This window comes from Streptomyces avidinii (assembly GCF_045161815.1).
GTDB classification, from domain to species: Bacteria; Actinomycetota; Actinomycetes; order Streptomycetales; family Streptomycetaceae; genus Streptomyces; species Streptomyces avidinii.
The window spans coordinates 2249843-2273891 of sequence record NZ_CP108863.1 but is presented as its reverse complement, the minus strand read 5'-3'; the positions used below and the strand labels follow the sequence as shown (position 1 = coordinate 2273891).

Annotated in this window: 17 protein-coding genes; 11 read left to right on the top strand and 6 right to left on the bottom strand. The window is 72.1% G+C overall.

The annotated features are described in order from the left end of the window. Window positions 1-53 precede the first annotated feature (53 nt). Both OG373_RS10030 and OG373_RS10025 read right to left on the bottom strand, forming a co-directional pair. Window positions 54-536, bottom strand: a complete 483-nt coding sequence (locus tag OG373_RS10030) for a DUF456 domain-containing protein (protein WP_405437586.1) — start codon at window positions 534-536, stop codon at window positions 54-56. 24 nt (window positions 537-560) lie between these two features. After that, a complete protein-coding gene (locus OG373_RS10025) occupies window positions 561-1538 on the bottom strand; it encodes a helix-turn-helix domain-containing protein (protein ID WP_405444008.1) in 978 nt (325 codons plus the stop codon). A gap of 198 nt (window positions 1539-1736) precedes the next feature. On the opposite strand from OG373_RS10025, the gene OG373_RS10020 reads away from it, so the two are divergent. The 4 genes from OG373_RS10020 to OG373_RS10005 all read left to right on the top strand — a co-directional run bounded on the left by OG373_RS10020 (window position 1737) and on the right by OG373_RS10005 (window position 9607). Continuing rightward, window positions 1737-5510 carry a S8 family peptidase gene (locus tag OG373_RS10020; RefSeq protein WP_405437584.1) on the top strand — a complete coding sequence of 1258 codons (3774 nt, stop codon included), beginning with the start codon at window positions 1737-1739 and terminating at the stop codon, window positions 5508-5510. Between the two features lie 102 nt (window positions 5511-5612). Next, complete coding sequence (locus tag OG373_RS10015) at window positions 5613-7172, top strand: protein phosphatase 2C domain-containing protein (RefSeq protein ID WP_405437582.1); 1560 nt, start codon at window positions 5613-5615, stop codon at window positions 7170-7172. Window positions 7173-7276: 104 nt separating this feature from the next. Beyond that, window positions 7277-9019: a pyruvate dehydrogenase gene (locus OG373_RS10010; RefSeq protein ID WP_405437580.1), complete on the top strand. Its 1743-nt coding sequence runs from the start codon at window positions 7277-7279 to the stop codon at window positions 9017-9019. A gap of 129 nt (window positions 9020-9148) precedes the next feature. Further along, a complete protein-coding gene (locus tag OG373_RS10005; protein ID WP_405437578.1) occupies window positions 9149-9607 on the top strand; it encodes an ATP-binding protein in 459 nt (152 codons plus the stop codon). A 40-nt stretch (window positions 9608-9647) separates the two neighbouring features. Here the strand turns inward: OG373_RS10005 and OG373_RS10000 are convergent, their stop codons facing one another. Further along, window positions 9648-10706, bottom strand: coding sequence for a DUF2637 domain-containing protein (locus OG373_RS10000; protein ID WP_397729861.1), 1059 nt, complete (start codon window positions 10704-10706; stop codon window positions 9648-9650). 200 nt (window positions 10707-10906) lie between these two features. Then, window positions 10907-11767 carry a (2Fe-2S)-binding protein gene (locus OG373_RS09995; RefSeq protein WP_405437576.1) on the bottom strand — a complete coding sequence of 287 codons (861 nt, stop codon included), beginning with the start codon at window positions 11765-11767 and terminating at the stop codon, window positions 10907-10909. A 105-nt stretch (window positions 11768-11872) separates the two neighbouring features. Between OG373_RS09995 and OG373_RS09990 the strand changes: the two genes are divergently transcribed. After that, on the top strand, window positions 11873-12574 hold the full coding sequence (locus tag OG373_RS09990) for a GntR family transcriptional regulator (RefSeq protein WP_405444007.1): 702 nt from the start codon (window positions 11873-11875) through the stop codon (window positions 12572-12574). 75 nt (window positions 12575-12649) lie between these two features. Here the strand turns inward: OG373_RS09990 and OG373_RS09985 are convergent, their stop codons facing one another. Together OG373_RS09985 and OG373_RS09980 are read right to left on the bottom strand one after the other, a co-directional pair. Further along, window positions 12650-13423: a hypothetical protein gene (locus tag OG373_RS09985; RefSeq protein ID WP_405444006.1), complete on the bottom strand. Its 774-nt coding sequence runs from the start codon at window positions 13421-13423 to the stop codon at window positions 12650-12652. Between the two features lie 180 nt (window positions 13424-13603). Further along, window positions 13604-15283 carry a PucR family transcriptional regulator gene (locus OG373_RS09980; RefSeq protein ID WP_405437574.1) on the bottom strand — a complete coding sequence of 560 codons (1680 nt, stop codon included), beginning with the start codon at window positions 15281-15283 and terminating at the stop codon, window positions 13604-13606. Window positions 15284-15537: 254 nt separating this feature from the next. Between OG373_RS09980 and OG373_RS09975 the strand changes: the two genes are divergently transcribed. The 6 genes from OG373_RS09975 (at window position 15538) to OG373_RS09950 (ending at window position 24048) form a co-directional block, all read left to right on the top strand. Next, on the top strand, window positions 15538-16434 hold the full coding sequence (locus tag OG373_RS09975; RefSeq protein ID WP_052871972.1) for a xanthine dehydrogenase family protein subunit M: 897 nt from the start codon (window positions 15538-15540) through the stop codon (window positions 16432-16434). A gap of 2 nt (window positions 16435-16436) precedes the next feature. After that, window positions 16437-17069 carry a (2Fe-2S)-binding protein gene (locus OG373_RS09970; protein WP_189967653.1) on the top strand — a complete coding sequence of 211 codons (633 nt, stop codon included), beginning with the start codon at window positions 16437-16439 and terminating at the stop codon, window positions 17067-17069. A gap of 2 nt (window positions 17070-17071) precedes the next feature. Next, the gene (pucD, locus tag OG373_RS09965; protein ID WP_405437572.1) at window positions 17072-19474 is read left to right on the top strand and encodes a xanthine dehydrogenase subunit D; all 2403 of its coding nucleotides are present in this window, start codon (window positions 17072-17074) and stop codon (window positions 19472-19474) included. 321 nt (window positions 19475-19795) lie between these two features. After that, complete coding sequence (locus tag OG373_RS09960) at window positions 19796-21259, top strand: NCS2 family permease (RefSeq protein ID WP_405437571.1); 1464 nt, start codon at window positions 19796-19798, stop codon at window positions 21257-21259. Between the two features lie 229 nt (window positions 21260-21488). Next, window positions 21489-22640 (top strand): XdhC family protein, encoded by a 1152-nt coding sequence (locus OG373_RS09955; protein ID WP_405437569.1) that lies wholly within the window; start codon window positions 21489-21491, stop codon window positions 22638-22640. Window positions 22641-22806: 166 nt separating this feature from the next. After that, window positions 22807-24048, top strand: coding sequence for a YncE family protein (locus OG373_RS09950; RefSeq protein ID WP_405437567.1), 1242 nt, complete (start codon window positions 22807-22809; stop codon window positions 24046-24048). Window position 24049: the final 1 nt, after the last annotated feature.

The following is a 24049-nucleotide window of genomic DNA, read 5'->3' as shown; positions in this document are numbered from 1 at the left end:
CCGCATCGGGCCGCAGCCCTACGCCGGGGGGGCGTACACCGCCGTCGCGACGGCTACTGCGCCACCTCCGCCCCCACCCACGCCCCGACCACCATCAGGCACGCGAACAGCTCCACCAGCACGCTCGTCCCCACCGAACGCATCACCGCCCGCACCGATGCCCAGGCCTCGCCGTGCGTCCCCAGCCGGCGCCGCTCGCACAGGTAGATGCCGCCCACGAAACCCGGTACCGCCCCCACCACCGGGACCAGGACGAAGCCCAGTACCGCACCGGCCCCCGCGAACAGCGCCGTCCGGGGGGTCACGCCCAGCCCCCGCACCCGCCGGGGCGGCAGCAGCCACTTCACCACCTGGACCACCAGCAGCAGGGCCGTCGCCGCGACCAGCAGGGACCAGGCGAGCGTCGAGCGCACATGCAGCGCCCACCACAGCAGCCCCGCCCACACCAGCCAGGTACCCGGCACACCCGGGATCAGCACTCCGACCACCCCGAGCAGCAGCACCAGCCCCACCAGGAGCAGCTGAGGCAGATCCATCTGCTCAGCGTGACCGACCAGGGGCTATCGGGCCACCCAGCCCCGCTCGAACGCGTGCCAGCCCAGCTGCAGCCGGGTCGTCACCCCGGAGAGCTCCATCAGGCCCTTGACCCGCCGCTGCACCGTCCGCAGCCCCAGCTCCAGGTGCTTGGCCACGCTCGCGTCCGTCATGCCCGCCAGGAGCAGCGAGAGGATCTCCAGATCGGTGGCGTCGGGGCTGCCCCCGGACTCCTCCGCCGAACCGGCCGGCCCCAGCCGCAGCGGCAGCGACTCCCGCCACACCGCCTCGAACAGGCCGGTCAGTGATTCCAGCAGCCCCGACGCGTGCACCACCAGGGCCGCCGGCTCCGCCCCGCGGGCCGTCAGCGGGACCATGGCCAGCGTCCGGTCCGCGATCACCAGCTTCGTCGGCACCCGGTCCGTCACCCGCACCTGCTCGCCCCGGGCCAGCGCCGTCGACGCCTCCCGGATCCCGCTGGGCAGGCTCAGCACCTCCCGCTCGATGACCACCCGGTAGTCGACCCCGCGTACGGAGGCCCGGTCCTCCGCGTCGTTGTCCGTCCCCGTCACCACCTGGGGCCGTCCGGTGACCAGCGCGCAGACCTCCTTCTCCGCGCCCAGCTGGATCTGGTGGAAACGGTGCGCCACCGCGCTCGCGCCCTGCACCACCTCCACCAGGTCGTGCACCGCGGGCTCGGTCGCCTCCGCCCGGTACTCCTGCGCCAGCAGCGCCGCCGCCAGCTCGGCCTGCTCCAGCTCGTGCCGCTGCTGGGTCAGCAGCGCCCCGAGGGCCACCCCCGGCGGGGCCGCGACCCAGCGCCCGGGCCGGGCCGAGGACTGCGCCGCCAGCCCGTGCCGCTCCAGGTGGCGCAGGGCCCGTTCGGTGTGCGGAACCGGCAGGGTCAGCCGGTGCGCGAGGTCGGGTACCTCCGCCGCCCCCAGCGCGACCAGCGCGCGGTACGCCGACTCCTGGCCCTCGTCCAGCCCTATCGCACCCAGCAACCCGTCCACCCACCTTTCGACACGCGCCTGGCGGGAAGCGGCCACGGCGCAAACCCGCCGCGGACATCATCGCCGCACCCCCCGCCACTCTGCCAAGGTGACGCCACCGCAGCACCAACATCCGCCGGCCAGAAGCCATTTACGCGGCGCTTTCGCCGTGCAATGCAGTAGTTGGCCGGAATTCACCTGGGGAGAGCGATGCGTCCGATATCGCGCACGGCGCTCGGGGCGGCCACCGCGGCCGTCCTGGCCGTCACCGCCGTCGGCCCGTCCACGGCGCAGCCCGCCGACGGAGCGCCCGGAGCGGCAAAGAGACCACTCGTGGGCAGCGAGGCGGCCGGAAAGCAGCCCACCGCCCCCGTCACGGTGACCCTGGTCACCGGAGACCGGATCCTGGTGTCCACCGACACCGCCGGCCGCACCGCCGCCACCGCGATGCCGCGCGCGGACGGCTCACAGCCGCTCGTGCAGACCCGGCAGTCGGGCAAGGACCTCTACGTCTACCCCGAAGGCGCCGTCAAGGCGCTCGCCGCCGGCAAGGTCGACCCCGAGCTCTTCAACGTCACCGGCCTCGTCCGGCAGGGCTACGACGACGCGCACACCAAGAAGCTGCCGCTCATCGCGGTCTACGACGGTTCCGTGAACGTGGCGCGCAGCGCCCCGCCCGCCCCGCGCGGCGCCGACCGCTCGCTCGTCCTCGGCTCCATCGGCGCCGTCGCGCTCGCCGCCGACAAGGAGCAGGCCGCCGCCTTCTGGTCCGACGTCACCGGTACGGACGCCCGCGCGCGCTCCGTCTCGGGCGGGCTCAAGAAGCTCTGGCTGGACGGCAAGGTCAGGGCGAACCTGGAGCGCTCCACGAAGCAGGTGGCCGCCACCGCCGCCTGGGCCGCCGGGTACGACGGCAAGGGCACCAAGGTCGCCGTCCTCGACACCGGCACGGACCTGGACCACCCCGACCTGAAGGGGCGGGTCTCGGCGTCGAAGAACTTCACCGACTCCGACAGCGACGCCGACCGGCAGGGCCACGGCACCCACACCATCTCCACCGTCGGCGGCTCCGGCGCCGAGAGCGGCGGGGCGAGGAAGGGGGTCGCTCCCGGCGCCGAACTCCTCAGCGGCAAGGTGCTCAACGACGGGGGCTACGGCCTGGATTCGTGGATCATCGCGGGTATGGAATGGGCCGTCGAGGCCAAGGCCGACGTCGTCTCCATGAGCCTCGGCGATCCCTCCCGGACCGCCTGCGACGACCCGCTCGCCGCGGCCGCCGAACGGCTTTCCCGGCAGGGCCCGCTGTTCGTCATCGCCGCCGGCAACTCCGGCCCCGGCAACAACACGGTCTCCTCGCCCGGTTGCGCCGCCTCCGTGCTGACCGTCGGAGCCGTGGACCGCGACGACACCACGGCCACGTTCTCCAGCCGCGGCCCGGCAGGTCTCCAGCACACCCTCAAGCCCGAGATCGCCGCCCCCGGCGTCGGGATCTCCGCAGCCGCAGCGGGCGGCCGCGGGGTGTACGCCTACCGGTCCATGTCCGGCACCTCGATGGCCACCCCGCACGTCGCGGGCGCCGCCGCCATCGTCAAGCAGCGCCACCCCGACTGGACCGGGCAGCAGATCAAGGCCGCCCTCGTCGGATCCGCGAACACCTCCGTCCCCGGCGACGTACGGGAGACCGGCGGCGGCCGCCTCGACGTGAAGGCCGCGATCGACACCACCGTCACCGGCGCCCCCGCCGTCCAGGGCGGCGCGTACAACTGGCCGCAGGACCGCAGCGACCGCAGCACCGTCGAGCTTCCGTACACCAACCTCGGCACGAGCGCCGTCACGCTGAACCTCGCCGTCGAGAAGGTCACCGGCAACGACGGATCCGCCGTCCGCAGTCGGCTCGCCCGCCTCGACCGGCGCACCGTCACCGTCCCGGCCGGAGCCACCGCCAAGGTGCCGCTGGCCCTCGACCCGGCCGCGAAGCTGGAGCGCTCCCAGTACGGGGACGTCACCGGCCGCGTCGTCGCCACCGCGAACGGCGTGCGCGTCTCCACGCCCTTCTCTCTCTACGTCGAGCCGGAGACGGTGACCCTGCGCGTCAAGCTCGTCGACCGCGCGGGCAGGCCGGCGGCCGGACCGTCCTCGCTGGACGTCATCGGCACCGACGATGCCACCGGCGAGCGCCGCTTCAACGACGGTTCCGTCGACCAGGTCTACCGGGTGCGCCCGGGCGCCTACTTCCTCTCCGCCTTCGTCGGCACCCCCGACGCGGGGGAGGGCGCCGAGCTGATCGACTCCCTCACCTACCTCGGCCGCCCCCAGGTCGAGGTGAAGAAGGACACCACGATCGTGCTCGACGCCCGCAGGGCCGGGCGCCTGGACATCGCGGCCGACAAGCCCGTCGAGGCCCGCAACACCACCCTCGGCTTCGCCCGCAGCTGGGGTCGTGATGCATGGCTGCACTCTGGTACGGCGATGGGCGGCCGGACCATCCGCGGCTTCTACGCCTCCGTCGAAGGCCGCGCCGAGGACGGCGACTTCGAGTTCGGCAGCTACTGGCGGGCGGCCGCGCCGCAGATCTCCGAGCTGAAGGCCGTCGGCGGACCGGTCCTGCACCCGATCACCGCCTCCACCGGCAGCGACAACCTCGACGGCACCGGCAGCGCGCCGCTCGTCGACGCGGGCTCCGGCACCCCCGGGGAACTCGCCGCGGCGGGCGCCGCCGGCGCGGTCGTCCTGGTGAAGGCGGTCGACGGGGCACTGTACGAGGTCGCGCGGAACGCGCAGGCCGCCGGCGCCAGGGCGGTGCTCGCCCACCGCGAGGCCCCGGGCCGCTGGGTCGCCTTCACCGGCTATGCGGGCGGGGCGCTGCCCACGATGGCCATCGAGGCCGCCGAGGGGCAGGCGCTCCTGGCCGGGCTGAAGACCGGCAAGGTCACGCTGTCCTGGAAGGCCACGGCGAAGAGCCCGTACGTCTACTCCCTCGCCTTCCCCGAGACGGGAGAGGTCAAGGGCGGCCGTACGTACCGCGTGCGCGACCGCGACCTCGGCCAGGTCGAGTCCGCCTACCACTCCATGGGCGTGGCGGCCGACTTCATCGATCTGGCCGGGGCCTACCGGCCGATCGGCAGCGCGGTGTACTTCGGCGGGATCGAGCCCGTCGCGGCGCCGGGCACGAGGACGGACTACTACTCCGCCGGGGACACCGCCTGGGACCAGATGCTCTCCAGCAGCTTCCCCTGGGGCGAGTTCATGGTCGGCGAGCAGCGCACCTACGCCAAGGGCCACAAGGGCAAGGCGAGTTGGTACGACGGGATCACCGGCCCGGTCGCGCCGCGCGACCTCTCGGGCAGGGAGACCCTCGCCGCCGAGCGGCAGGGCAACCTGATCGGCTTCGCCCCCGCCATGTGGGGCGACGGCGCCCACGCCGCGCAGCCGGGCTCCTTCGGTGACATCGGCGGGCTCCAGCTCAAGCGGAACGGCGAGGTGATCGGGGACAGCTGGTACCCGTTCGGCGTCTTCGAGGTCCCGGCCGAGGAGAGCCGCTACGAACTGACCCAGAGCATCGAGAAGATCGGCCCGCCCGCCCGGGTCTGGCAGCGGTCCACCTCCGTTCTGACGACCTGGGGCTTCACCTCGAAGCTGGACGCGTCGGCGTACACGCAGGGGCTGCCGGTCCTCTTCCCGCGGTACGCGGCCCCGCTCGACGGGATGAAGACGGTGGCGGCGGCGACCGGCCAGAGCATCGGGCTGGGCGTCACCGGGCACGCGGGCTACACCCCGGGCGCGCTGAAGTCGGCGAAGCTGTCGTACTCCTACGACGGTGAGAACTGGACGCAGGCGGAGGTCGGCGAGCGGGGCGGCCGCTGGACCGCGGTCGTGGACCATGCCGGAGCCTCCGGCAAGCCGGTGTCCCTGAAGGTCGAACTGACCGACACGAAGGGCGCCACGGTCACCCAGACGGTCGTACGGGCGTACGACGTGCGCTGACCCGTACGGGTATCGCGCGAGGGGTCCACCGGACGGCGGTCCGGTGGACCCTTTTCCCGCATTCGGCGTTTTCCGCCCCCGCGGGGGGCCGAGAATGAAGCCATGAGTCAGCAGGGCGCGGACGACTGGTGGCAGAAGCTCTACGAGGGCCCGGACGCCGGAGCGGAACCCGACCCGGGGGACACCCTGGACAACCGGTTCCGCTCGGCGGCGGGGGTGACGACGGAACCGGCGCCGAACCGGGGCCAGACCCTCGGCCACGGCCCGGGCCAGGGCGCGGGGCAGGGTCCGGGGCAGGACCCCACCCGGGCCTCGGCCCAGAGCCAGGGCCTCGGCCCGGCATCGGGTCAGGGCCAGGTCCCGGCCCAGGACCTCGGCCGAAGCCCGGCCCAGGACCTCGGCCGGTTCCCGGAGCAGGGCCTTGGCCCGGCGCCGGATCCGGGCCTGCCGGAACCCCCGCGCGCCCCGGAACCCGCGCGCCCCCCTGAGCCGTTGGTGCCCGGCCCCCGGCAGGGGGACGCGGAACCGGGGCCCGCCCCGGCCCCCGCCCCGACACGGACCCCGACCCTGCCCACCCTGCCGCCGCCGCGGGATCCCCGGGCGGGCGACGCCACCGGGTACGCGCTCGGGGGTGTGGCCGTGCCCCCGGTCCCGGTGCAGGAGCCCGAGCTGCCGGTCCGGCGACCGGAGTCGCCGCGCACGGAACCCCGGTTCGATCCGAAGCGGCCGCCGGCGGCACCGGACCCGGCTCCCGGCGCGGCGCCGGTACCGGCGGTGCCCGTACCGGCGGCGGCCGGACCCGCGGCCGCCCGGCCCGAGGTGTCCCACCTCGGCGACCGCGCCCCCACCTACGCCCCTGAGCCGGGAGCCCTCCCGCCCGCCGACCCGGCCGCCCTCGACGGGCTGACCCCGGACACCGTCCTGGAGGGTGCCCGCTACGGCAGCTACACCCTGCGCGCCGCCTCCCTGCGCGGGGACTCCGCCCGCTACCGCGGCGAGGCCCGCCGCGATTTCCTGCTCACCGCCCGCTTCGGCAGCGGCGACGACGCGCTGGTCCTGGTGGCCCTCGCCGGCGGGGACCGGGCCGCCCCCGGGGCCGCCGAGGCCGCCGCCGAGCTGTGCCGCTCGGTCGCGGCCGCCGTCGGGCGGAGTCAGGACCGGCTGGCCGAGGACATCCGCGCAGGGCGCCGCGACGACCTGCGCTCCGGCCTCCAGCGCCTCACCGACCGGGGCTACGGGCGGCTGCGGGCCCGCGCCGCCGAGCTGGGGCTCGCGGAGACGGCGTACACCGCGGGACTGCGCGGGCTGCTGCTCCCGGTGGACCCGCAGTGCCGCACCCGGGTGTGCTTCGGCGCCGGCGCGGGCGGGCTCTTCCGGCTCCGCTCGGGCGAGTGGCAGGACCTGGAGCCCGACGGGCAGCCCGAGGACACCGAGGGAGGTTTCTGCTTCCGTGCGTCCGTGGCCCGGCCGGGGGACACCCTGCTGCTGTGCTCCGGGGGGCTGGCGGATCCGATGAGGGAGGAGGCCGCCCTCTCGGCGGAGCTCGCCGCGCGCTGGTCCGAGCAGGAACCGCCGGGTCTCGCAGCCTTCCTCGCGGACACCCAGCTCCGCCTCAAGGGGTACGCCGACGACCGCACGGCCGCCGCGGTCTGGGAGGCGTAACCGGCGCACCCGTGGCTGGATGGGAGGCACACGCGGCAGAGCCGGAGCCGGACCGGGGCCGGACGGACCGGGGCCGGACCGGAGACCGGGAAGGGTGCCTCCTCATGGCCAAGCAGAACGTGGCGGAGCAGTTCGTCGACATCCTCGTACGGGCCGGCGTCCGCCGGATGTACGGGGTGGTCGGCGACAGCCTCAACCCCGTGGTGGACGCGATCCGCCGGACGGACGGCATCGACTGGGTGCAGGTCCGCCACGAGGAGACGGCGGCCTTCGCGGCCGGCGCCGAGGCCCAGATCACCGGCCGCCTCGCCGCCTGCGCCGGCTCCTGCGGCCCGGGGAACCTGCACCTCATCAACGGGCTCTACGACGCCCAGCGCTCGATGGCCCCGGTCCTGGCACTGGCCTCGCACATTCCCTCGGGAGAGATCGGCCTCGGCTACTTCCAGGAGACCCACCCCGACCAGCTCTTCCGCGAGTGCAGCCACTACAGCGAGCTGATCTCCAACCCGCAGCAGATGCCGCGGCTGCTGCAGACCGCCGTGCAGCACGCCATCGGCCGCAGCGGGGTCAGTGTCGTCGCGCTGCCCGGGGACATCGCCTCCCTCCCCGCCCCCGAGAAGGCGGTGCAGCATGCCCTGGTCACCGCCCGGCCGACGGTACGGCCCGGGGACGGAGAGATCGAGAAGCTGGTCCGCCTCGTCGACGAGGCGGACCGGGTCACGCTGTTCTGCGGCAGCGGCACGGCCGGGGCGCACGCCGAGGTGATGGAGTTCGCCGGCCGCATCAAGGCGCCCGTCGGGCACGCCCTGCGCGGCAAGGAGTGGATCCAGTACGAGAACCCGTACGACGTCGGTATGAGCGGGCTGCTCGGCTACGGCGCGGCCTACGAGGCCACCCACGAGTGCGACCTGCTGATCCTGCTCGGCACGGACTTCCCGTACAACGCCTTCCTTCCCGACGACGTGAAGATCGTCCAGGTGGACATCCGGCCGGAACACCTGGGCCGCCGCTCCCAGCTGGATCTCGCCGTCTGGGGGGACGTACGGGAGACCCTGCGCGCCCTGAACGCGAGGGTGCGGGCGAAGACGGACCGCCGCTTCCTGGACCGGATGCTGAAGAAGCACGCCGACTCCCTGGAAGGGGTGGTGAAGGCCTACACGCGCAACGTGGCGAAGCACACGCCGATCCACCCCGAGTACGTGGCCGCGGTGCTCGACGAACTGGCCGACGAGGACGCCGTGTTCACCGTCGACACCGGCATGTGCAATGTGTGGGCGGCGCGCTATCTTTCCCCGAACGGCAAACGGCGCATCATCGGCTCCTTCAGCCACGGTTCCATGGCGAACGCCCTTCCGCAGGCCATCGGCGCACAGTTCACCGACCGGAACCGTCAAGTGGTGTCGATGTCGGGCGACGGTGGTTTCTCGATGCTGATGGGAGATTTCCTCACCCTGGTGCAGTACGACCTGCCCGTCAAAGTGGTCCTCTTCAACAACTCATCCCTCGGCATGGTCGAGTTGGAGATGCTGGTTTCCGGCCTGCCCTCCTACGGGACGACGAACAAGAACCCCGACTTCGCGGCGGTCGCGCGCGCGGCGGGCGCCTACGGGGTCCGCGTGGAGAAGCCCAAGCAGCTCACAGGGGCTTTGAAGGATGCTTTCCGGCACCCGGGACCCGCTCTGGTGGATGTGGTCACGGACCCCAATGCCCTGTCGATTCCTCCGAAGATCAGGGCCGAGATGGTGACCGGATTTGCACTGTCCGCCAGCAAGATCGTGTTGGACGGAGGGGTGGGCCGCATGATCCAGATGGCTCGATCCAACCTCCGTAACGTGCCCCGCCCGTAAGCCCGCAGGAGTGCGGAACCGCCCGGGGGGCATGCATCCCGTAGACCTGTTCGAGAGCGTGGACACGGGAGGGACATCGCCGTGCGGGTGGGGGCGAAGACCGGAAAGCTGTGGGGGAGAGGGAGGCCGGTGCCGCGCGAACCGTCCGCCGGCGAGGACGGGGGAACGGTGGACACGCTGCGCATCACCCGGAGCGTACGCCGGGCCGACCTGAAGGCGGTGGGTGAAGTCCGCAGAGCACTGCGGGAGTTGATGCGCCACCGGTACCGGACCGATGCCGCCGAGGTGGCCGAGTTGCTGATCACCGAGCTCGTCACCAACGCGCTCGTCCACACCGACCGGGGCGCTGAGGTGCACGCGAGCCTCGCGGCCACACGCTTACGGGTGGAGGTGCGGGACTACGCCGCACGCCGACCCCGGCCGTACGTACCGACCGCCGACGACGGTACGCACGGCCGGGGACTGGTGCTGGTGCAGGCGCTCGCCGACGACTGGGGGGTGGACGCGCTGGCCCTGGGCGGCGGCAAGGTGGTGTGGTTCGAGCTCGACGGACGGCATGACCCGTCGTACGACGCAGGGCCCGCCTGACCGGCGGGCCCTGCGGGGTATCCCCCGGCATCGGGATCTGTCAGCCGAACTGCTGCTCCAGGTCCTTCAGTTTGCGCTCCAGCGAGTCCAGTCGGGGGATGGTCTGGGTGTCGTCCTCGGCGGTGAGGTCCACCGTCCGGGTGCCGGTCACGTCAGTGGATTCGGTTCGGTTGACGGCCTGCAGGGAGGGCCGGCGTCGCAGGGGCAGTTGTCCCGGATCCGGTATGGCCGGCTCCGCGCCGACCGGCGCGGAGCCCGCTCCCTGCGTCAGTTCCGGGAGCTCGACCTGGCGGCCGCGCGAACGCCCGAACGCCCGGTTCTGCCGGCCCAGCGCCTTGATGCGCGCCCGGTCCAGCCGGTTCTGGTCGCGCCGGCGGTGCCGGTCCTGCGCCCTCTCCTTCTTGTCCTCGCGCACCTCGTCCACGGCCTCGTCGAGCGTGCGTACCCCCTCCAGCAGCATGAGCGACCAGGCGCCGAAGGTCTCCCGGGGGGCCCGCAGCCAGCGGACCATCCGGATCTGGGGCAACGGCCGCGGGATCAGGCCCTGTTCGCGCAGCGCCGCCCGGCGGGTCTGCTTGAGGGCACGGTCGAAGAGCACGGCCGCCGAGAGCGACATCCCCGCGAAGAACTGCGGGGCGCCGTCGTGGCCCAGGCCGCGCGGGGCGTGCACCCAGTTGAACCAGGCGGCCGCGCCCGCGAACAGCCACACGAGCATGCGCGAGCCGAGGGCCGCGTCACCGTGGCTGGCCTCGCGCACGGCGAGCACCGAGCAGAACATGGCGGCGCCGTCGAGGCCGAAGGGGACCAGGTACTCCCAGCCCCCGGTGAGGTTGAGGTTCTGCCGGCCGAAGCCGACCAGTCCGTGGAAGGAGAGTGCGGCGGCGACGGCCGCGCAGCAGAAGAGCAGGACGTACGAAGCGGTGCCGTAGACGGCTTCCTTGCGCCGCCTGCGTTCCTCGCTGCGCTCCCAGCTGTCGTCGGCCGCGGCCTTCTCGCTGTCGCGCTTGCCACGGGCCAGTACCGCAACTGCCGCAAGTACGCCCAGGATCAGCAGGCTGCCGGGCAGCAGCCAGTCCAGCGATATGTCGGTCAGTCTCATGCGGATGTCCCTTGCCTCGCGTATGCGGCTGTGCGGCTTTCCGGGCGCCATAGTGGCGCAGCCGGTGAGCCGTGCACGCGGGTTTCGGGGCAAGTGGACGCCATCGGGGGGTGGGGCCCGCCGGATAGGGTGTTGTGACTCGAACTGATGCCCGTACGAGCCCAGTTGCGTTCGATTGCGGTCAGTCGTACGGGGTGGGTTCAGGCGGCGGTCGCCGCGAGGCGGGCGATGCGGTCGGCGTCGCAGGTACGGGGACAGGTGACGCAGGTGTCCTCGGGGCGGATGGTGTAGAAGAAGCAGCAGCCGGCCCGGTCCCGGGTGGGCAGTTCCTCGCCGGCGGGCCCGGTGAGCGTACGGAACCCCGCGCCCCCGGTGTACGGGGCCGTCGAGCCGGGCAGCAGCGCCTCCAGCTCGGCCATGACCCGCTGTTCCTCGCCGAGCAGGCTGCCGATGTACCAGAGGCTCTCCACGACCTCGTCGGTCACCATGCCCCACAGGGCGCGGCGGCCGCGCCGCATGCGCGGGCCGAAACCTTCCAGCAGCGGTCCGAGGTGATGGGCCACCGCAGCCCGCACCTCCTCGCGCAGCGCCTCCTCGTCGGGCACGACACGGGCCCCCGGGAGTGCGGCCGCCGGATCGTCCGGCAGGCAGGCGAACTCCCCGACGCGCACGCTCATCCGGCCGAGGGTCCGGTGGAAGGCCACCTCGGCGACCGGGAACCGCGGGACCCGCCGCTGCAGGAACCACGGGAGGGTGATCAGCAGGCAGGCCGGCCACGCGTACCGGTGCAGCCCGAAGCCCGCGATCACATCGGGCCGCCCCTGGGTCCCGTAGTCCCGCAGGACCTGGGCGTTGTCCCAGGCGAGGAAGGCGTCCAGGGCCGGCCCGCCGGCCGCGAGCTCGTCCGCGCCGACCCATCCCGCACCGCGAGGGAGGGGTTCGTCAGCGGTTCGCTCGACCACCCGCAGTCCGCTGTACGCCTCGGCCAGCCGGTCGAACGCATCCGTCACCGCAGAGCCGGGCGGGGCGGATGTGACAGCCGGGAAGGTCGTGACGGTCATGACGGGCCACCGAATCACAGAATCACACGATCGTTAACAGGTTAGCCTTACCTTACCTGATTCGGTTCGATCCGTACCCCCCTCGCCCCGCGCACGCCGTCACTTATTCTCAGGACAGGTCGAGACCCGGAGGAGGACCGAGTGCACGAAACGGCCCACGCCCGGGTACCGGCACAAAGGCAGAAGGTGTTGCGCCATTCGGTGCGCGGTCAGGTGCTCGACGCGCTGCGCGCGGCCCTGATCGACGGCGAGCTGGTGCCCGGCGAGATCTACTCCGGCCCGGCCCTGGGGGAGCGCTTCGGGGTCTCCGCCACCCCCGTGCGCGAGGCGATGCAGCAGCTGGCCCTGGAGGGGGCGGTGGAATGCCTCCCGAACCGGGGGTTCCGGGTGCTCTCCCGCAGCCCGCGGGAGCTCGCCGAGCTGGCCGAGGTCCGGGCGCTGCTCGAAGTCCCCGTGATGCTCCGGCTGGCCCGTACGGTGCCCGCGGACGCCTGGGAGGCCCTGCGCCCGGCCGCGGCCGCCACGGCCGAGGCGGCGGCCGCCGGTGACCTGCCGGGGTACGCGGAGGCGGACCGGGACTTCCACCGGGCGGTGCTGCGGCTGGCCGGCAACGACCAGCTGGTGCAGGTGGCGGAGGAGCTCCACCGCCGTGCCCAGTGGCCCCTGCCGGGCGCTCCGCGGGTGCGGCGGGCGGATCTCGTCGCCGACGCGGCGGAGCACTCGGCGCTGCTGGAGGCGCTGATCGCGCGGGACCTCCCGGTGGTGGAGTCCCTGGTCCGCGAACACTTCGCGGGCTCGCCCGGCTGACCGGGGCCCGCCCCCGGCCCGCGCCTCAAACGCGGGCGGGGCCCAGGATCGGGGCTCCGCCCCGGACCCCGCGCCTCACACGCCGGCGGGGCTGGATTCGGTCGGGTGGAGTTGGTCCGCCAGCCAGGTGGGGATGCCGCCCAGCAGGTGGAACAGCCGGCGGGCCTCCGCGCGGAGCCGGGTGGCCTCCGGTTCCGGTTCTGCCTCGGCCAGCGCCGCCAGCGCCGGGGCCGTGCCGATCAGGAAGCCCAGGTCCTCCCGGATGCGCAGGGATTCGGCGAAGCCCTTGCGGGCCTCGGCCACCTCCCCGTCCCGCAGGGCCAGCGCGGCCAGATGCCGCCAGGTGAAGGACAGCAGCAGGGTGTCCCCGTGCGCCTCGGCCCCCGCGTGGGCCCGGTGGTAGGCCGGACGGGCCGACTGCGGGGCGTCCGCCAGGTGCTCCGCGACGAGCCCGCGCCGGAAGTCCAGCAGCGGGCGGGTCCGGGACCCCGGGGACAGCAGGGCAGCCGCCCGGCCCAGCGCGGAGCGGGCCTCGTCGGCCCGGTCGCGTACCCCGAGCACGGTCGCGGCGTACGCCAGCTGACCCCGTTCGCACGCGGCCGCGCCCCGGTCGTCGTCGTCCTGGGCGATCGCCTCGGCGATCCGCAGCGCGTCCTCGGCCTCGGCCCAGCCCTGGCCGGTGAACAGGCAGCGCTCCACCAGCAGCGCGGTCCGCTGTACGGCCGCTCCGGCACTGCCGACGTGCGGCGTCAGCAGCGCCGCCGCATCGGTCCAACAGCCGCGCGAGCGCAGCCGCCATATCGCCCGCTGAAGGGGGTCGTCCCCTCCGGTTGTTCCGGCACCCGACATGGCGGTGTCCGCCACATTGCCCTCCCCAAAGCAACCAAGCAGCGCGTCATTGAGCCCTGGGGCGAAATGAGAGCACGGATCGGCGGCATCGGCCAAGGGGTTGGGTGAACTCTTTCACAAAGTCCGGACGGATCATCAGCCGCCCCGTGGCCGAACCCTTGCGGCCGAGGGGCGGATTCCTCAGCTCATTCGCAGTGCGAGGAAGAAGTCGAGCTTGTCCTCCAGCCGCGACAGGTCCCGGCCCGTCAACTGCTCGATTCGCCCGACGCGGTAGCGCAGCGTGTTGACGTGCAGGTGCAGGCGCGTCGCGCAGCGGGTCCAGGAACCGTCGCAGTCCAGGAAGGCCTCCAGCGTCGGGATGAGCTCCGCGCGGTGGCGCCGGTCGTAGTCCCGCAGCGGGTCCAGCAGCCGGGCCGTGAAGGCGCGGCGGACGTCGTCCGGGACGAACGGCAGCAGCAGCACGTGCGAGGCCAGCTCGTGGTGGCCCGCCGCGCAGACCCGGCCCGGGCGTGCCGCGGCCACCCGGCGGGCGTGCCGGGCCTCCTCCAGCGCCCCGCGCAGCCCCTCCGCGGAGTGGACGGCCGCGCTGACGCCCAGCGTGATCCGGCCGTCGTCGGCCAGACCGGCCGCCAGGGGGTCCCGTACGGCCGCGAGCAGCTCGTCGGCGTGCAGGGCCGAGTCCGGGCCCTTGTCCTCCCCGGCGTCCCCGGAGAGGGAGGGCAGCGGCACGAGGGCGATGGCCTCGTCACCCGCATGGGCCACGGCGATCCGGTCCGAGGGCTCGGGCCCCGAGACCGACGGGTCGACGAGGATCTCCTCCAGCAGGGACTGCGCCACCGGGCCGCCGGGGATCTCCCCGCCCTCCCAGTCCACCCGGGCCACGACGACCTGCCAGTGCGGGGCGGCGCCCAGCCCCGGCAGCAGCACCGGCGCCGCCACCCGCAGACGGGCGGCGATCTCGGCGGGCGGAGCACCCGTCTGGACCAGTTCCAGCACCTCCTGCGCGAGGCGGCGGCGCACCGTGCGGGCCGCGTCCCGCCGGTCCCGCTCCACGGCGATCAGCTGGGTGACGCCCTGGAGCAGGTCCAGGCGCTCGGCGGGCCAGTCGCCCGCGTCCGCCTCGACGGCCAGCAGCCAGTCCGAGAGCACCGTCTCGCGCACGTCACGGGCGGCCGGACCGGCCGGGCCGCGGCCGTGTCCCCTGATCGGGAAGAGCGAGTAGGTAATACCCTGGATGGAGATCCGATGCGGCCCCCTGCGGCCCGTCCGGACCGCCGCAAGGTGCTCGCTCGCCAGTGCTGCGCACACGCCCGGCGCCAGCGGCTCGCCCGCCCCGGCGATCTGCCGGCCGGTGGGGGACAGCACCCAGGCCCGGAGATCGAGGTCGGTGGTGAGCAGATCGAGCACCACGTCGGGGCCGCCGCCGGCCGGACCCGAGGTCATCAGGCGGCGGTGTCGGTCCACGACGGCCGCCAGGTCCCCGGCGCGCTCGCCCGAGACCTGCCGTACGACGTACTCCGTGATCGTGGCGAATGCAACGTCCTCGTTCACAGCGAACAGCGGCAGCCGGTTGCGCACACAGGCCGAAACGAGATCGTCGGGGATCGCGCCCAGCTCCGCCTCGCCCGCGGCGAGCCCGGCGACGCCCGCACTCGCCAGGATTCGTACGAATGGCTCGGAGTCGGCTGAATTTCGTCTCCAGGCCAGGCCGGTAAGGACCAGCTCGCCCCCCGACAGGTACCGGCTGGGATCGCGCAGGTCGGTCGTCATGACCCCGCGGACCGTCCGGTCGAGTTCACCTTCGCCGCCGAGCAGCCGCAGCCCCAGCGCCTCGGTTTCCAGCAGTGCGCGCAGCCGCATGATGTCGCCGCCGATCTGTCTCGAATGTTGCCGTTGGAAATCGGGCAGGTCGTCGCATCCCGCCTTTCATACGAATCTACAAGACGAGGGAGGCCGTCAGCCAACTCCTTCATGGTTTCGGTGACTGCACCCGGGGGACGGGCGGCTTGTGTACTGGGTCCACACCGCGTTAACAGCACGTGAACGACCAGTCGAGGGCTCTTGGGCCTCCTGGCTTGAAGTAAACGACACGATGAAGAAGAAGAGAGCCGCTCATGGACTTCCTTCGCCCCGCCAGCTGGGAGGAGGCACTCGCCGCTAAGGCCGAGTACCCCACAGCTGTGCCGATTGCGGGTGGCACCGACGTGATGGTCGAGATCAACTTCGACCACCGTCGGCCGGAGTACCTCCTGGACCTGAACCGCATCGGTCTGCTGCGGGAGTGGGAGGTCGGCGAGGACGTGGTTCGTCTGGGCGCCTCCGTCCCGTACACGCAGATCATGGAGAACCTCCGTACGGAGCTTCCGGGACTCGCGCTCGCCTCGCACACGGTCGCGTCCCCGCAGATCCGCAACCGCGGCGGCGTCGGCGGCAACCTCGGTTGCGCCTCGCCGGCCGGTGACTCCCACCCCGCGCTGCTCGCGGCGGGCGCCGAGGTCGAGGTGGAGTCCGTACGCGGCTCGCGCCTCATCCCGATCGACGAGTTCTACACCGGCGTCAAGCGCAACGCGCTCGCCGCCGACGAGCTCATCAAGACCGTCCACGTCAAGAAGGCGGACGGACCGCAGCAGTACTCCAAGGTCGGCTCCCGCAACGCGATGGTCATCGCGGTGTGCGCGTTCGGTCTGGCGCTGCACCCGGAGACCCGCACGGTCCGCACCGGCATCGGTTCGGCCGCGCCGACCCCGATCCGTGCGAAGGCCGCCGAGGAGTTCCTGAACGCCGCTCTCGAAGAGGGCGGCTTCTGGGAGTCCGGCAAGGTCATCACCCCGTCGATCGCCAAGCAGTTCGGTGACCTCGCCTCCGGCGCGGCCAACCCGATCGACGACGTCCGCGGCACGGCGAAGTACCGCCGTCACGCGGTCGGCATCATGGCTCGCCGCCAGCTCGTCTGGACCTGGGAGCAGTACCGCGGAACCGGCAACGGCCGCTCGCTTGAAGGGGCTGCGTAATCATGCGCGTCAATTTCACTGTCAACGGCCGTCAGCAGGAAGCCGACGACGTGTGGGAGGGCGAGTCCCTCCTCTACGTCCTGCGCGAGCGCCTGGGCCTGCCGGGTTCCAAGAACGCCTGTGAGCAGGGCGAGTGCGGTTCCTGCACCGTCCGCCTCGACGGCGTGCCGGTCTGTTCCTGCCTCGTGGCCGCCGGCCAGGTCGAGGGCCGCGACGTCGTGACCGTCGAGGGTCTGGCGGAGTTCTCCAAGCAGCGCGAGGAGCACGGCCACGGCGGTGCCTGCGGCACCGGCGGCGGCTGCGGCAGCAAGGGCGTGTCCCTGGACGCGGCCAAGCAGTGGCAGGCGCACGGGCCCAACAGCGAGCTCCGCTCGCGGGCGGGCGACTCGCAGACCGGCGAGGGCGTGGAGCTCTCCAACATCCAGCAGGCGTTCATCGACGCCGGTGCCGTGCAGTGCGGTTTCTGCACCCCGGGTCTGCTCATCCAGGCGGACGCGCTGCTGGAGGAGAACTCCTCCCCGTCCGACCAGGACATCCGTGAGGCCCTGTCCGGCAACCTCTGCCGCTGCACGGGCTACGAGAAGATCCTCGACGCGGTCCGCCTCGCGGCCGCCCGTCAGTCAGAGGCGGTCTGACCATGGCTCAGAACACCCGCACCGTGCCCGCCGGTACGCCGACGAACGTCACCCAGAAGCACAACAAGGGCGGCATCGGCGAGTCCATCCTCCGCCCGGACGGCACCCTCAAGGTCACCGGCGAGTTCGCGTACTCCTCGGACATGTGGCACGAGGACATGCTGTGGGGCCAGACGCTGCGCAGCACCGTCGCCCACGCCGAGATCGTCTCCATCGACATCTCCGAGGCGCTCGCCATGCCCGGCGTGTACTCGGTGCTGACGTACGACGACCTGCCGGCCGAGATGAAGAACTACGGCCTGGAGATCCAGGACACCCCGGTCCTCGCCAACGGCCGGGTACGGCACCACGGTGAGCCGGTCGCCCTCGTGGCCGCCGACCACCCGGAGACCGCCCGCCGCGCGGCCGCCAAGATCAAGATCGATTACCGCGAGCTGCCGCTCGTCACCGACGAGGCCTCCGCCCTCGCCCCCGGCGCGCCGCTGATCCACGAGGGCCGCGACGACCACCACATCGGTCACGTCCCGCACCCGAACATCGTGCACCGCCAGCCGATCATCCGCGGCAACGTGGAGGAGGCCCGCAAGCGCGCCGACGTCATCGTCGAGGGCGAGTACACCTTCGGCATGCAGGACCAGGCCTTCCTCGGCCCGGAGTCCGGCCTGGCCGTACCGTCCGAGGACGGCGGTGTCGAGCTGTACGTCGCCACCCAGTGGCTGCACTCGGACCTCCAGCAGATCGCCCCGGTCCTGGGCCTCCCGCCGGAGAAGGTCCGCATGACGCTCTCGGGCGTCGGCGGTGCCTTCGGTGGCCGCGAGGACATCTCGATGCAGATCCACGCCTGCCTCCTGGCCCTGGCCACGAACAAGCCGGTCAAGATCGTCTACAACCGGTTCGAGTCCTTCTTCGGCCACGTGCACCGTCACCCGGCGAAGCTCTACTACGAGCACGGCGCCACCAAGGACGGCAAGCTCACGCACATGAAGTGCAAGATCGTCCTGGACGGTGGCGCGTACGCGTCCGCCTCCCCGGCGGTCGTGGGCAACGCGTCCTCCCTCTCGGTGGGTCCCTACGTCCTGGAGGACGTGGACATCGAGGCGATCGCGCTCTACACGAACAACCCGCCCTGCGGCGCGATGCGCGGCTTCGGCGCCGTCCAGGCCTGCTTCGCCTACGAGGCCCAGATGGACAAGCTCGCGGCGAAGCTGGGCATGGACCCGGTCGAGTTCCGCCAGCTGAACGCCATGGAGATGGGCACGGTCATGCCGACCGGCCAGGTCGTGGACTCCCCGGCGCCCGTCGCCGAGCTGCTGCGCCGCGTCAAGGCCCGCCCGCTGCCGCCGGAGCGCCAGTGGGAGAGCGCGGGCGAGAACGCGGACGTCCGCGCGCTGCCCGGCGGCCTGTCGAACACCACCCACGGCGAGGGCGTCGTCCGCGGCGTCGGTTACGCGGTCGGCATCAAGAACGTCGGCTTCTCCGAGGGCTTCGACGACTACTCGACCGCCCGCGTGCGGCTCGAGGTCATCAACGGCGAGCCCGTCGCGATGGTCCACACGGCCATGGCGGAGGTCGGCCAGGGCGGTATCACCGTCCACACGCAGATCGCCCGTACCGAGCTGGGCGTCACGCAGGTGACCATCCACCCGGCCGACACGCAGGTCGGCTCCGCCGGTTCCACGTCCGCCTCCCGGCAGACGTACATGACCGGTGGCGCCGTGAAGAACACCTGTGAGGCGGTCCGCGAGGCCCTCCTGGAGATCGGCCGCCGCAAGAACGGCTCCTACCACCCCGCGTGGGCGACGGCCGAACTGCTGCTCGAAGGCGGCAAGGTCGTCACCGACGGCGGCGAGGTCCTCGCGGACATCGCCGACATCCTGGAGGACGAGGCCATCGACCTCGAACTCGAGTTCCGGCACGCGGCGACCGAGCCCTTCGACCTGGTCACCGGCCAGGGCAACGGCCACGTCCAGTACACCTTCGCCGCGCACCGCGCGGTCGTCGAGGTGGACACCGAGCTCGGCCTGGTCAAGGTCGTCGAGCTGGCGACCGCGCAGGACGTCGGCAAGGCCCTCAACATGCTTTCCGTGGTCGGCCAGATCCAGGGTGGCACCACCCAGGGTCTCGGCGTCGCGATCATGGAAGAGATCATCGTGGACCCGAAGACCGCGAAGGTGCGCAACCCCTCCTTCACGGACTACCTGATCCCGACCATCCTCGACACCCCGACCATTCCGGTCGACGTCCTGGAGCTCGCCGACCCGAAGGCCCCCTACGGCCTGCGCGGTATGGGCGAGGCCCCGACCCTCTCGTCCACCCCGGCCGTCATCGCGGCGATCCGGCAGGCGACGGGTCTGGAGATCAACAAGACGCCGATCCGTCCGGAAGCCCTCACCGGGACTCTCTAGGACGGCGTGGTCCGGGGGCCGCGAGGCCCCTGGACCTCCTCACACTCTCCGGGCGGTGCGCATGGGAACGTCACACTTCACGGCGCACCGTCCGGAGGACCTACGAAGCACCGCACCGCTCGCGGTCCCTTCACCCGGCAGTACCCCTGCAACAACCCCCGTGGTACCAGCGGTCACCCCCGCACTACCCGCAGTACACGCAGTGCACATTCGCGTCGCCTCGGGCCGTCACCCCGGGTCGTGCAGCCAAACGCAGCATCCCAAATCCCGCATCTCCAATCTCCAAGCGGGTGCCCCTTTGAACCTTGGGAGTTAGGCACCATGACCCAATCGTCAGTAGAGCCCAAGACCACCGCGGAAGAGGCCGGCGACGGCTCTCAGCCACCCGCTGGCAGGTCCTGGCTCGACCGGTACTTTCATATAACGCACAGAGGCTCCAACATCGGCAATGAGGTTCGTGGCGGTATCACGACCTTCATGGCGATGGCTTACATCCTTCTGCTCAACCCCCTGCTCCTCTCGGGCAAGGACGTCGCCGGTACCACGATGGCCGCTTCGGCGATCATCACCGCCACCGCGTTCGCCGCAGCCGTCACGACGCTCCTCATGGGCTTCGTCGGCAAGGTGCCGCTCGCCCTTGCCGCCGGTCTCTCCGTGTCCGGCGTGCTGGCCTCGCAGGTGGCGCCCCAGATGACCTGGCCGCAGGCCATGGGCATGTGTGTGGTCTACGGTGTCGTGATCTGTCTCCTGGTCGTCACCGGCCTCCGCGAGATGATCATGAACGCGATCCCCCTCGCGCTCAAGCACGCGATCACCATGGGCATCGGCCTCTTCGTCGCCCTGATCGGCTTCGTCAAGGCCGGTTTCGTGGGCAGGGGTCCGGAGTTCGGTCCCCCCGTCCAGCTCGGTGCGGTCGGTGAGCTGTCCGGCTGGCCCGTCATGCTCTTCTGCGTCACCCTGATCACCATCTTCATGCTCCAGGCCCGCAAGGTGCCCGGCGCCATCCTGATCGGCATCGTCGGCGGCACCGTCCTGGCCGCGATCCTCAACGTCATCGTGGACATCGACCCGAAGGCCTGGAAGAGCGGCCCGCCGGAGCTCAGCGGCTCCGCGATCTCGAAGCCGGACTTCTCGCTCTTCGGCGACGTCTCCTTCGGCGGCTGGGGCGACGTCGGCTACATGACGGTCGGCATGATCGTCTTCACGCTGGTGCTCGCCGGCTTCTTCGACGCCATGGCCACCATCATCGGTGTCGGTACCGAGGCCAAGCTGGCCGACGACAAGGGCCGCATGCCGGGCCTGTCCAAGGCGCTCTTCATCGACGGCGCCGGTGGCGCCATCGGTGGCGTCGCGGGCGGCTCCGGCCAGACCGTCTTCGTCGAGTCCGCGACCGGCGTCGGCGAGGGTGCCCGCACGGGTCTCGCCTCGGTCGTCACCGGCCTCTTCTTCGCCGCCTGCCTCTTCTTCACCCCGATCACGCAGATCGTCCCGGGTGAGGTCGCCTCCGCGGCGCTGGTCGTCATCGGCGCGATGATGATGCAGAACGCCCGCCACGTGGACTGGTCCGACAGCGCGACCTCGATCCCGGTCTTCCTGACCGTCGTGATCATGCCGTACACGTACTCGATCACGGCCGGCGTCGCCGCCGGTGTCATCTCGTACGTGGCCATCAAGATCGCTCAGGGCAAGGCCCGGGAGATCGGCGCCTTCATGTGGGCGCTGACCGGGATCTTCCTGGTGTTCTTCGCCCTGAACCCGATCGAGCACTGGCTCGGGGTCGGCTGATCCGGACCGATCGGGTCGGTCCTCCGGCGGGACCGGCCTGATCGACCCGGCCTGATCGACCCGGCCTGATCGACCCGGCCTGATCGACCCGGCCTGATCGACCCGGCCTGATCGACCCGGCCTGATCGACCCGGCCTGATCGACCCGGTTGATCCGGTCGATCCGCTTTTCGAGAACCGCACGCTCCACGTATCCGATACTGGAACCGAACCTCTCCGAGGAGGCCCCCATGCTGGACATCGCCGAAGAGCTGAACCGGTGGGTCGAGCAGGGACGTGACTTCGCCGTCGCCACCGTCGTGGCGGTCGGCGGGAGCGCGCCCCGGCAGCCCGGTGCCGCACTCGCCGTCGACAGCGAGGGCACGGCCATCGGTTCGGTTTCCGGTGGATGTGTGGAGGGTGCGGTGTACGAGCTGTGCCGGCAGGCGCTGGAGGACGGCGAGACCGTCCGGGAGCGCTTCGGCTACAGCGACGACGATGCCTTCGCCGTGGGTCTGACCTGCGGCGGAATCATCGACATCCTGGTCACCCCGGTCCGTGTGGGCTCACCCGCCCGGGAGGTGTTCGCGGCCGGCCTGGCCGCCGCCGCCCGCGGCGAGGCCGCGGCGGTGGCCCGGATGGCGCAGGGCCCGGCCGAGCTGATGGGCCGCGCCGTGTTCGTCCGTACCGAAGGCGCCCACCAGGGTGGATTCGGCGGACACCCCGAGCTGGACCGCACCGTCGCCGAGGAGGCCCGCGCCATGCTCGACGCCGGCCGTACCGGCGTACTGGAGATCGGCGCGGACGGCCGGCTCTGCGGCGAGCCCCTGCAGGTGCTGGTCGAGTCCAGCGTGCCGCCCCCGCGGATGATCGTCTTCGGTGCCATCGACTTCGCCTCCGCCCTCGTGCGGATCGGCAAGTTCCTCGGCTACCGGGTCACGGTGTGCGACGCGCGGCCCGTCTTCGCGACGAAGACCCGTTTCCCCGAGGCGGACGAGATCGTCGTGGGCTGGCCCCACCGCTACCTGGAGACCACCGAGGTCGACGGCCGGACGGTCCTGTGCGTGCTCACCCACGACGCCAAGTTCGACGTCCCGCTCCTCGAACTGGCGCTCAAGCTGCCCGTCGCCTACGTCGGCGCCATGGGCTCCCGCCGCACCCACGAGGACCGCAACAAGCGACTGCGCGAGGTCGGCGTCACCGAGCTCGAACTGGCCCGGCTGCGCTCCCCGATCGGCCTGGACCTCGGCGCCCGCTCCCCGGAGGAGACCGCGCTGTCCATCGCCGCCGAGATCGTCGCGAACCGCCGCGGTGGCAGTGGCGCGGCCCTGACCGGCGCGCACATCCCGATCCACCCGGACGTGTCGAAAACGGTGATCGACCGGATCGGTTCCGTGGCTTGACCGCCTGACCGCCTGACCGCCTGACCGCCTGACCGGCCGCCCGGCCGCCGAAGGTGAGGAAAGGGCGCGACCCGTAGGGGTTGCGCCCTTCTGGCGTCCCCCCTATCTTACCGGCCGGTAAGAGGAGGCACCCTCTCCATCCCTTCCCCGTAGCGGAGTCGATCGGATGTTACGAACCGTGCGCACCCTGGGCATGCTGGCAGCCGCCGCCCTGCTCACCGCATTCACGCCGGCCCCGGCTGCTCCCGCTCCGGGAGTCGGTCTGCGCGAGGTGCTCTTCGTAGGGAACAACTGGGAGGGGACCGCCGACGTCCTCGCCTCCACCGGCGACCTCGCCAAGGTGGGCCGGATCGACGTGGTCCCCGACAAGGCGGAGCGGCTGCGCGAGATCTACCTCAACCCCGTGAAGCTCGCCTTCTTCCTCGGCATCCGGGAGAGCGCCGGTGAGGGGCACGACCAGTTCGTCGACGACATGTACACCACCCCCGACGGCGCCGCCGTCGTCGTCTCCCGCCCCAGCTTCGCCGACGTCGTGTCCATCGACGTGACCTCCGGGCGGATCAACTGGCGCTTCCCGGTGTCCGGTTACCGCTCCGACCACATGGCCGTCTCCCCGGACGGGGCCCGCGTGGCCGTGTCGGCCTCCACCTCCAACACCGTGCACGTCCTGGACATCACCACCGGGCGCCAGGTCGGTTCCTTCGGCACCGGCGACAAGCCGCACGAGAACACCTTCACCCGCGACGGCCGCTTCCTGTGGAACAGCTCCATCGGCGAGGTCAACACGGCGCTGGACGCGCCCTGGCTGGACTGGACGAAGGGCGACCGCAAGATCACCGTGGTCGACGCGCAGACCTTCCGTACGGTGCGGGTGATCGACATGCGTGAGCGGCTGGACGCCTTCGGCCGCCGCGACCTGTCCGATGCCGTCCGCCCGGTGTCCTTCAGCCCCGACGAGTCGAAGCTCTACTTCCAGGTGTCCTTCTTCAGCGGCTTCCTGGAGTACGACGTGCCCTCCGACCGGATCACCCGTCTCAAGAACCTCCCGGCGAACCCCGCCACCAGCCCCGACCGCACCACCTGGGTCAACGACTCCCGCCACCACGGCATGTCCATGAGCCCCGACGGGTCGAAGCTGTGCATCGCGGGCACCATGGACGACTACGCCACCGTCGTGGACCGGGCCACCCTCGCCGAGGGCCCGCTCGTGCCCGCCGCCAAGCCGTACTGGGCCACGGTCGACGGCGACGGCAGCGCCTGCGTGATCTCCGAGAGCGGCGCCGACCGGGTCACGGCCATCGACTTCGCCACGGGCACCAAGCGGGTCTCCGTCCCCGTCGGCGACCATCCCCAGCGCATCCGGCTCGGCCACGTCCCGGCGGGCTGGACCGGTCCCGTGGGCCGGTAGC

Excerpts from the sequence above, each read along its gene's own strand:
- pucD (WP_405437572.1), top strand. The coding sequence starts at position 17,072 with ATGGCTCAGAACACCCGCACCGTGCCCGCCGGTACGCCGACGAACGTC.
- OG373_RS09960 (WP_405437571.1), top strand. The coding sequence starts at position 19,796 with ATGACCCAATCGTCAGTAGAGCCCAAGACCACCGCGGAAGAGGCCGGC.
- OG373_RS09970 (WP_189967653.1), top strand. The coding sequence starts at position 16,437 with ATGCGCGTCAATTTCACTGTCAACGGCCGTCAGCAGGAAGCCGACGAC.
- OG373_RS10015 (WP_405437582.1), top strand. The coding sequence starts at position 5,613 with ATGAGTCAGCAGGGCGCGGACGACTGGTGGCAGAAGCTCTACGAGGGC.
- OG373_RS09955 (WP_405437569.1), top strand. The coding sequence starts at position 21,489 with ATGCTGGACATCGCCGAAGAGCTGAACCGGTGGGTCGAGCAGGGACGT.
- OG373_RS10020 (WP_405437584.1), top strand. The coding sequence starts at position 1,737 with ATGCGTCCGATATCGCGCACGGCGCTCGGGGCGGCCACCGCGGCCGTC.
- OG373_RS10000 (WP_397729861.1), bottom strand. The coding sequence starts at position 10,706 with ATGAGACTGACCGACATATCGCTGGACTGGCTGCTGCCCGGCAGCCTG.
- OG373_RS09950 (WP_405437567.1), top strand. The coding sequence starts at position 22,807 with ATGTTACGAACCGTGCGCACCCTGGGCATGCTGGCAGCCGCCGCCCTG.
- OG373_RS10010 (WP_405437580.1), top strand. The coding sequence starts at position 7,277 with ATGGCCAAGCAGAACGTGGCGGAGCAGTTCGTCGACATCCTCGTACGG.
- OG373_RS10030 (WP_405437586.1), bottom strand. The coding sequence starts at position 536 with ATGGATCTGCCTCAGCTGCTCCTGGTGGGGCTGGTGCTGCTGCTCGGG.
- OG373_RS09975 (WP_052871972.1), top strand. The coding sequence starts at position 15,538 with ATGGACTTCCTTCGCCCCGCCAGCTGGGAGGAGGCACTCGCCGCTAAG.
- OG373_RS09995 (WP_405437576.1), bottom strand. The coding sequence starts at position 11,767 with ATGACCGTCACGACCTTCCCGGCTGTCACATCCGCCCCGCCCGGCTCT.
- OG373_RS09985 (WP_405444006.1), bottom strand. The coding sequence starts at position 13,423 with ATGTCGGGTGCCGGAACAACCGGAGGGGACGACCCCCTTCAGCGGGCG.
- OG373_RS09980 (WP_405437574.1), bottom strand. The coding sequence starts at position 15,283 with ATGCGGCTGCGCGCACTGCTGGAAACCGAGGCGCTGGGGCTGCGGCTG.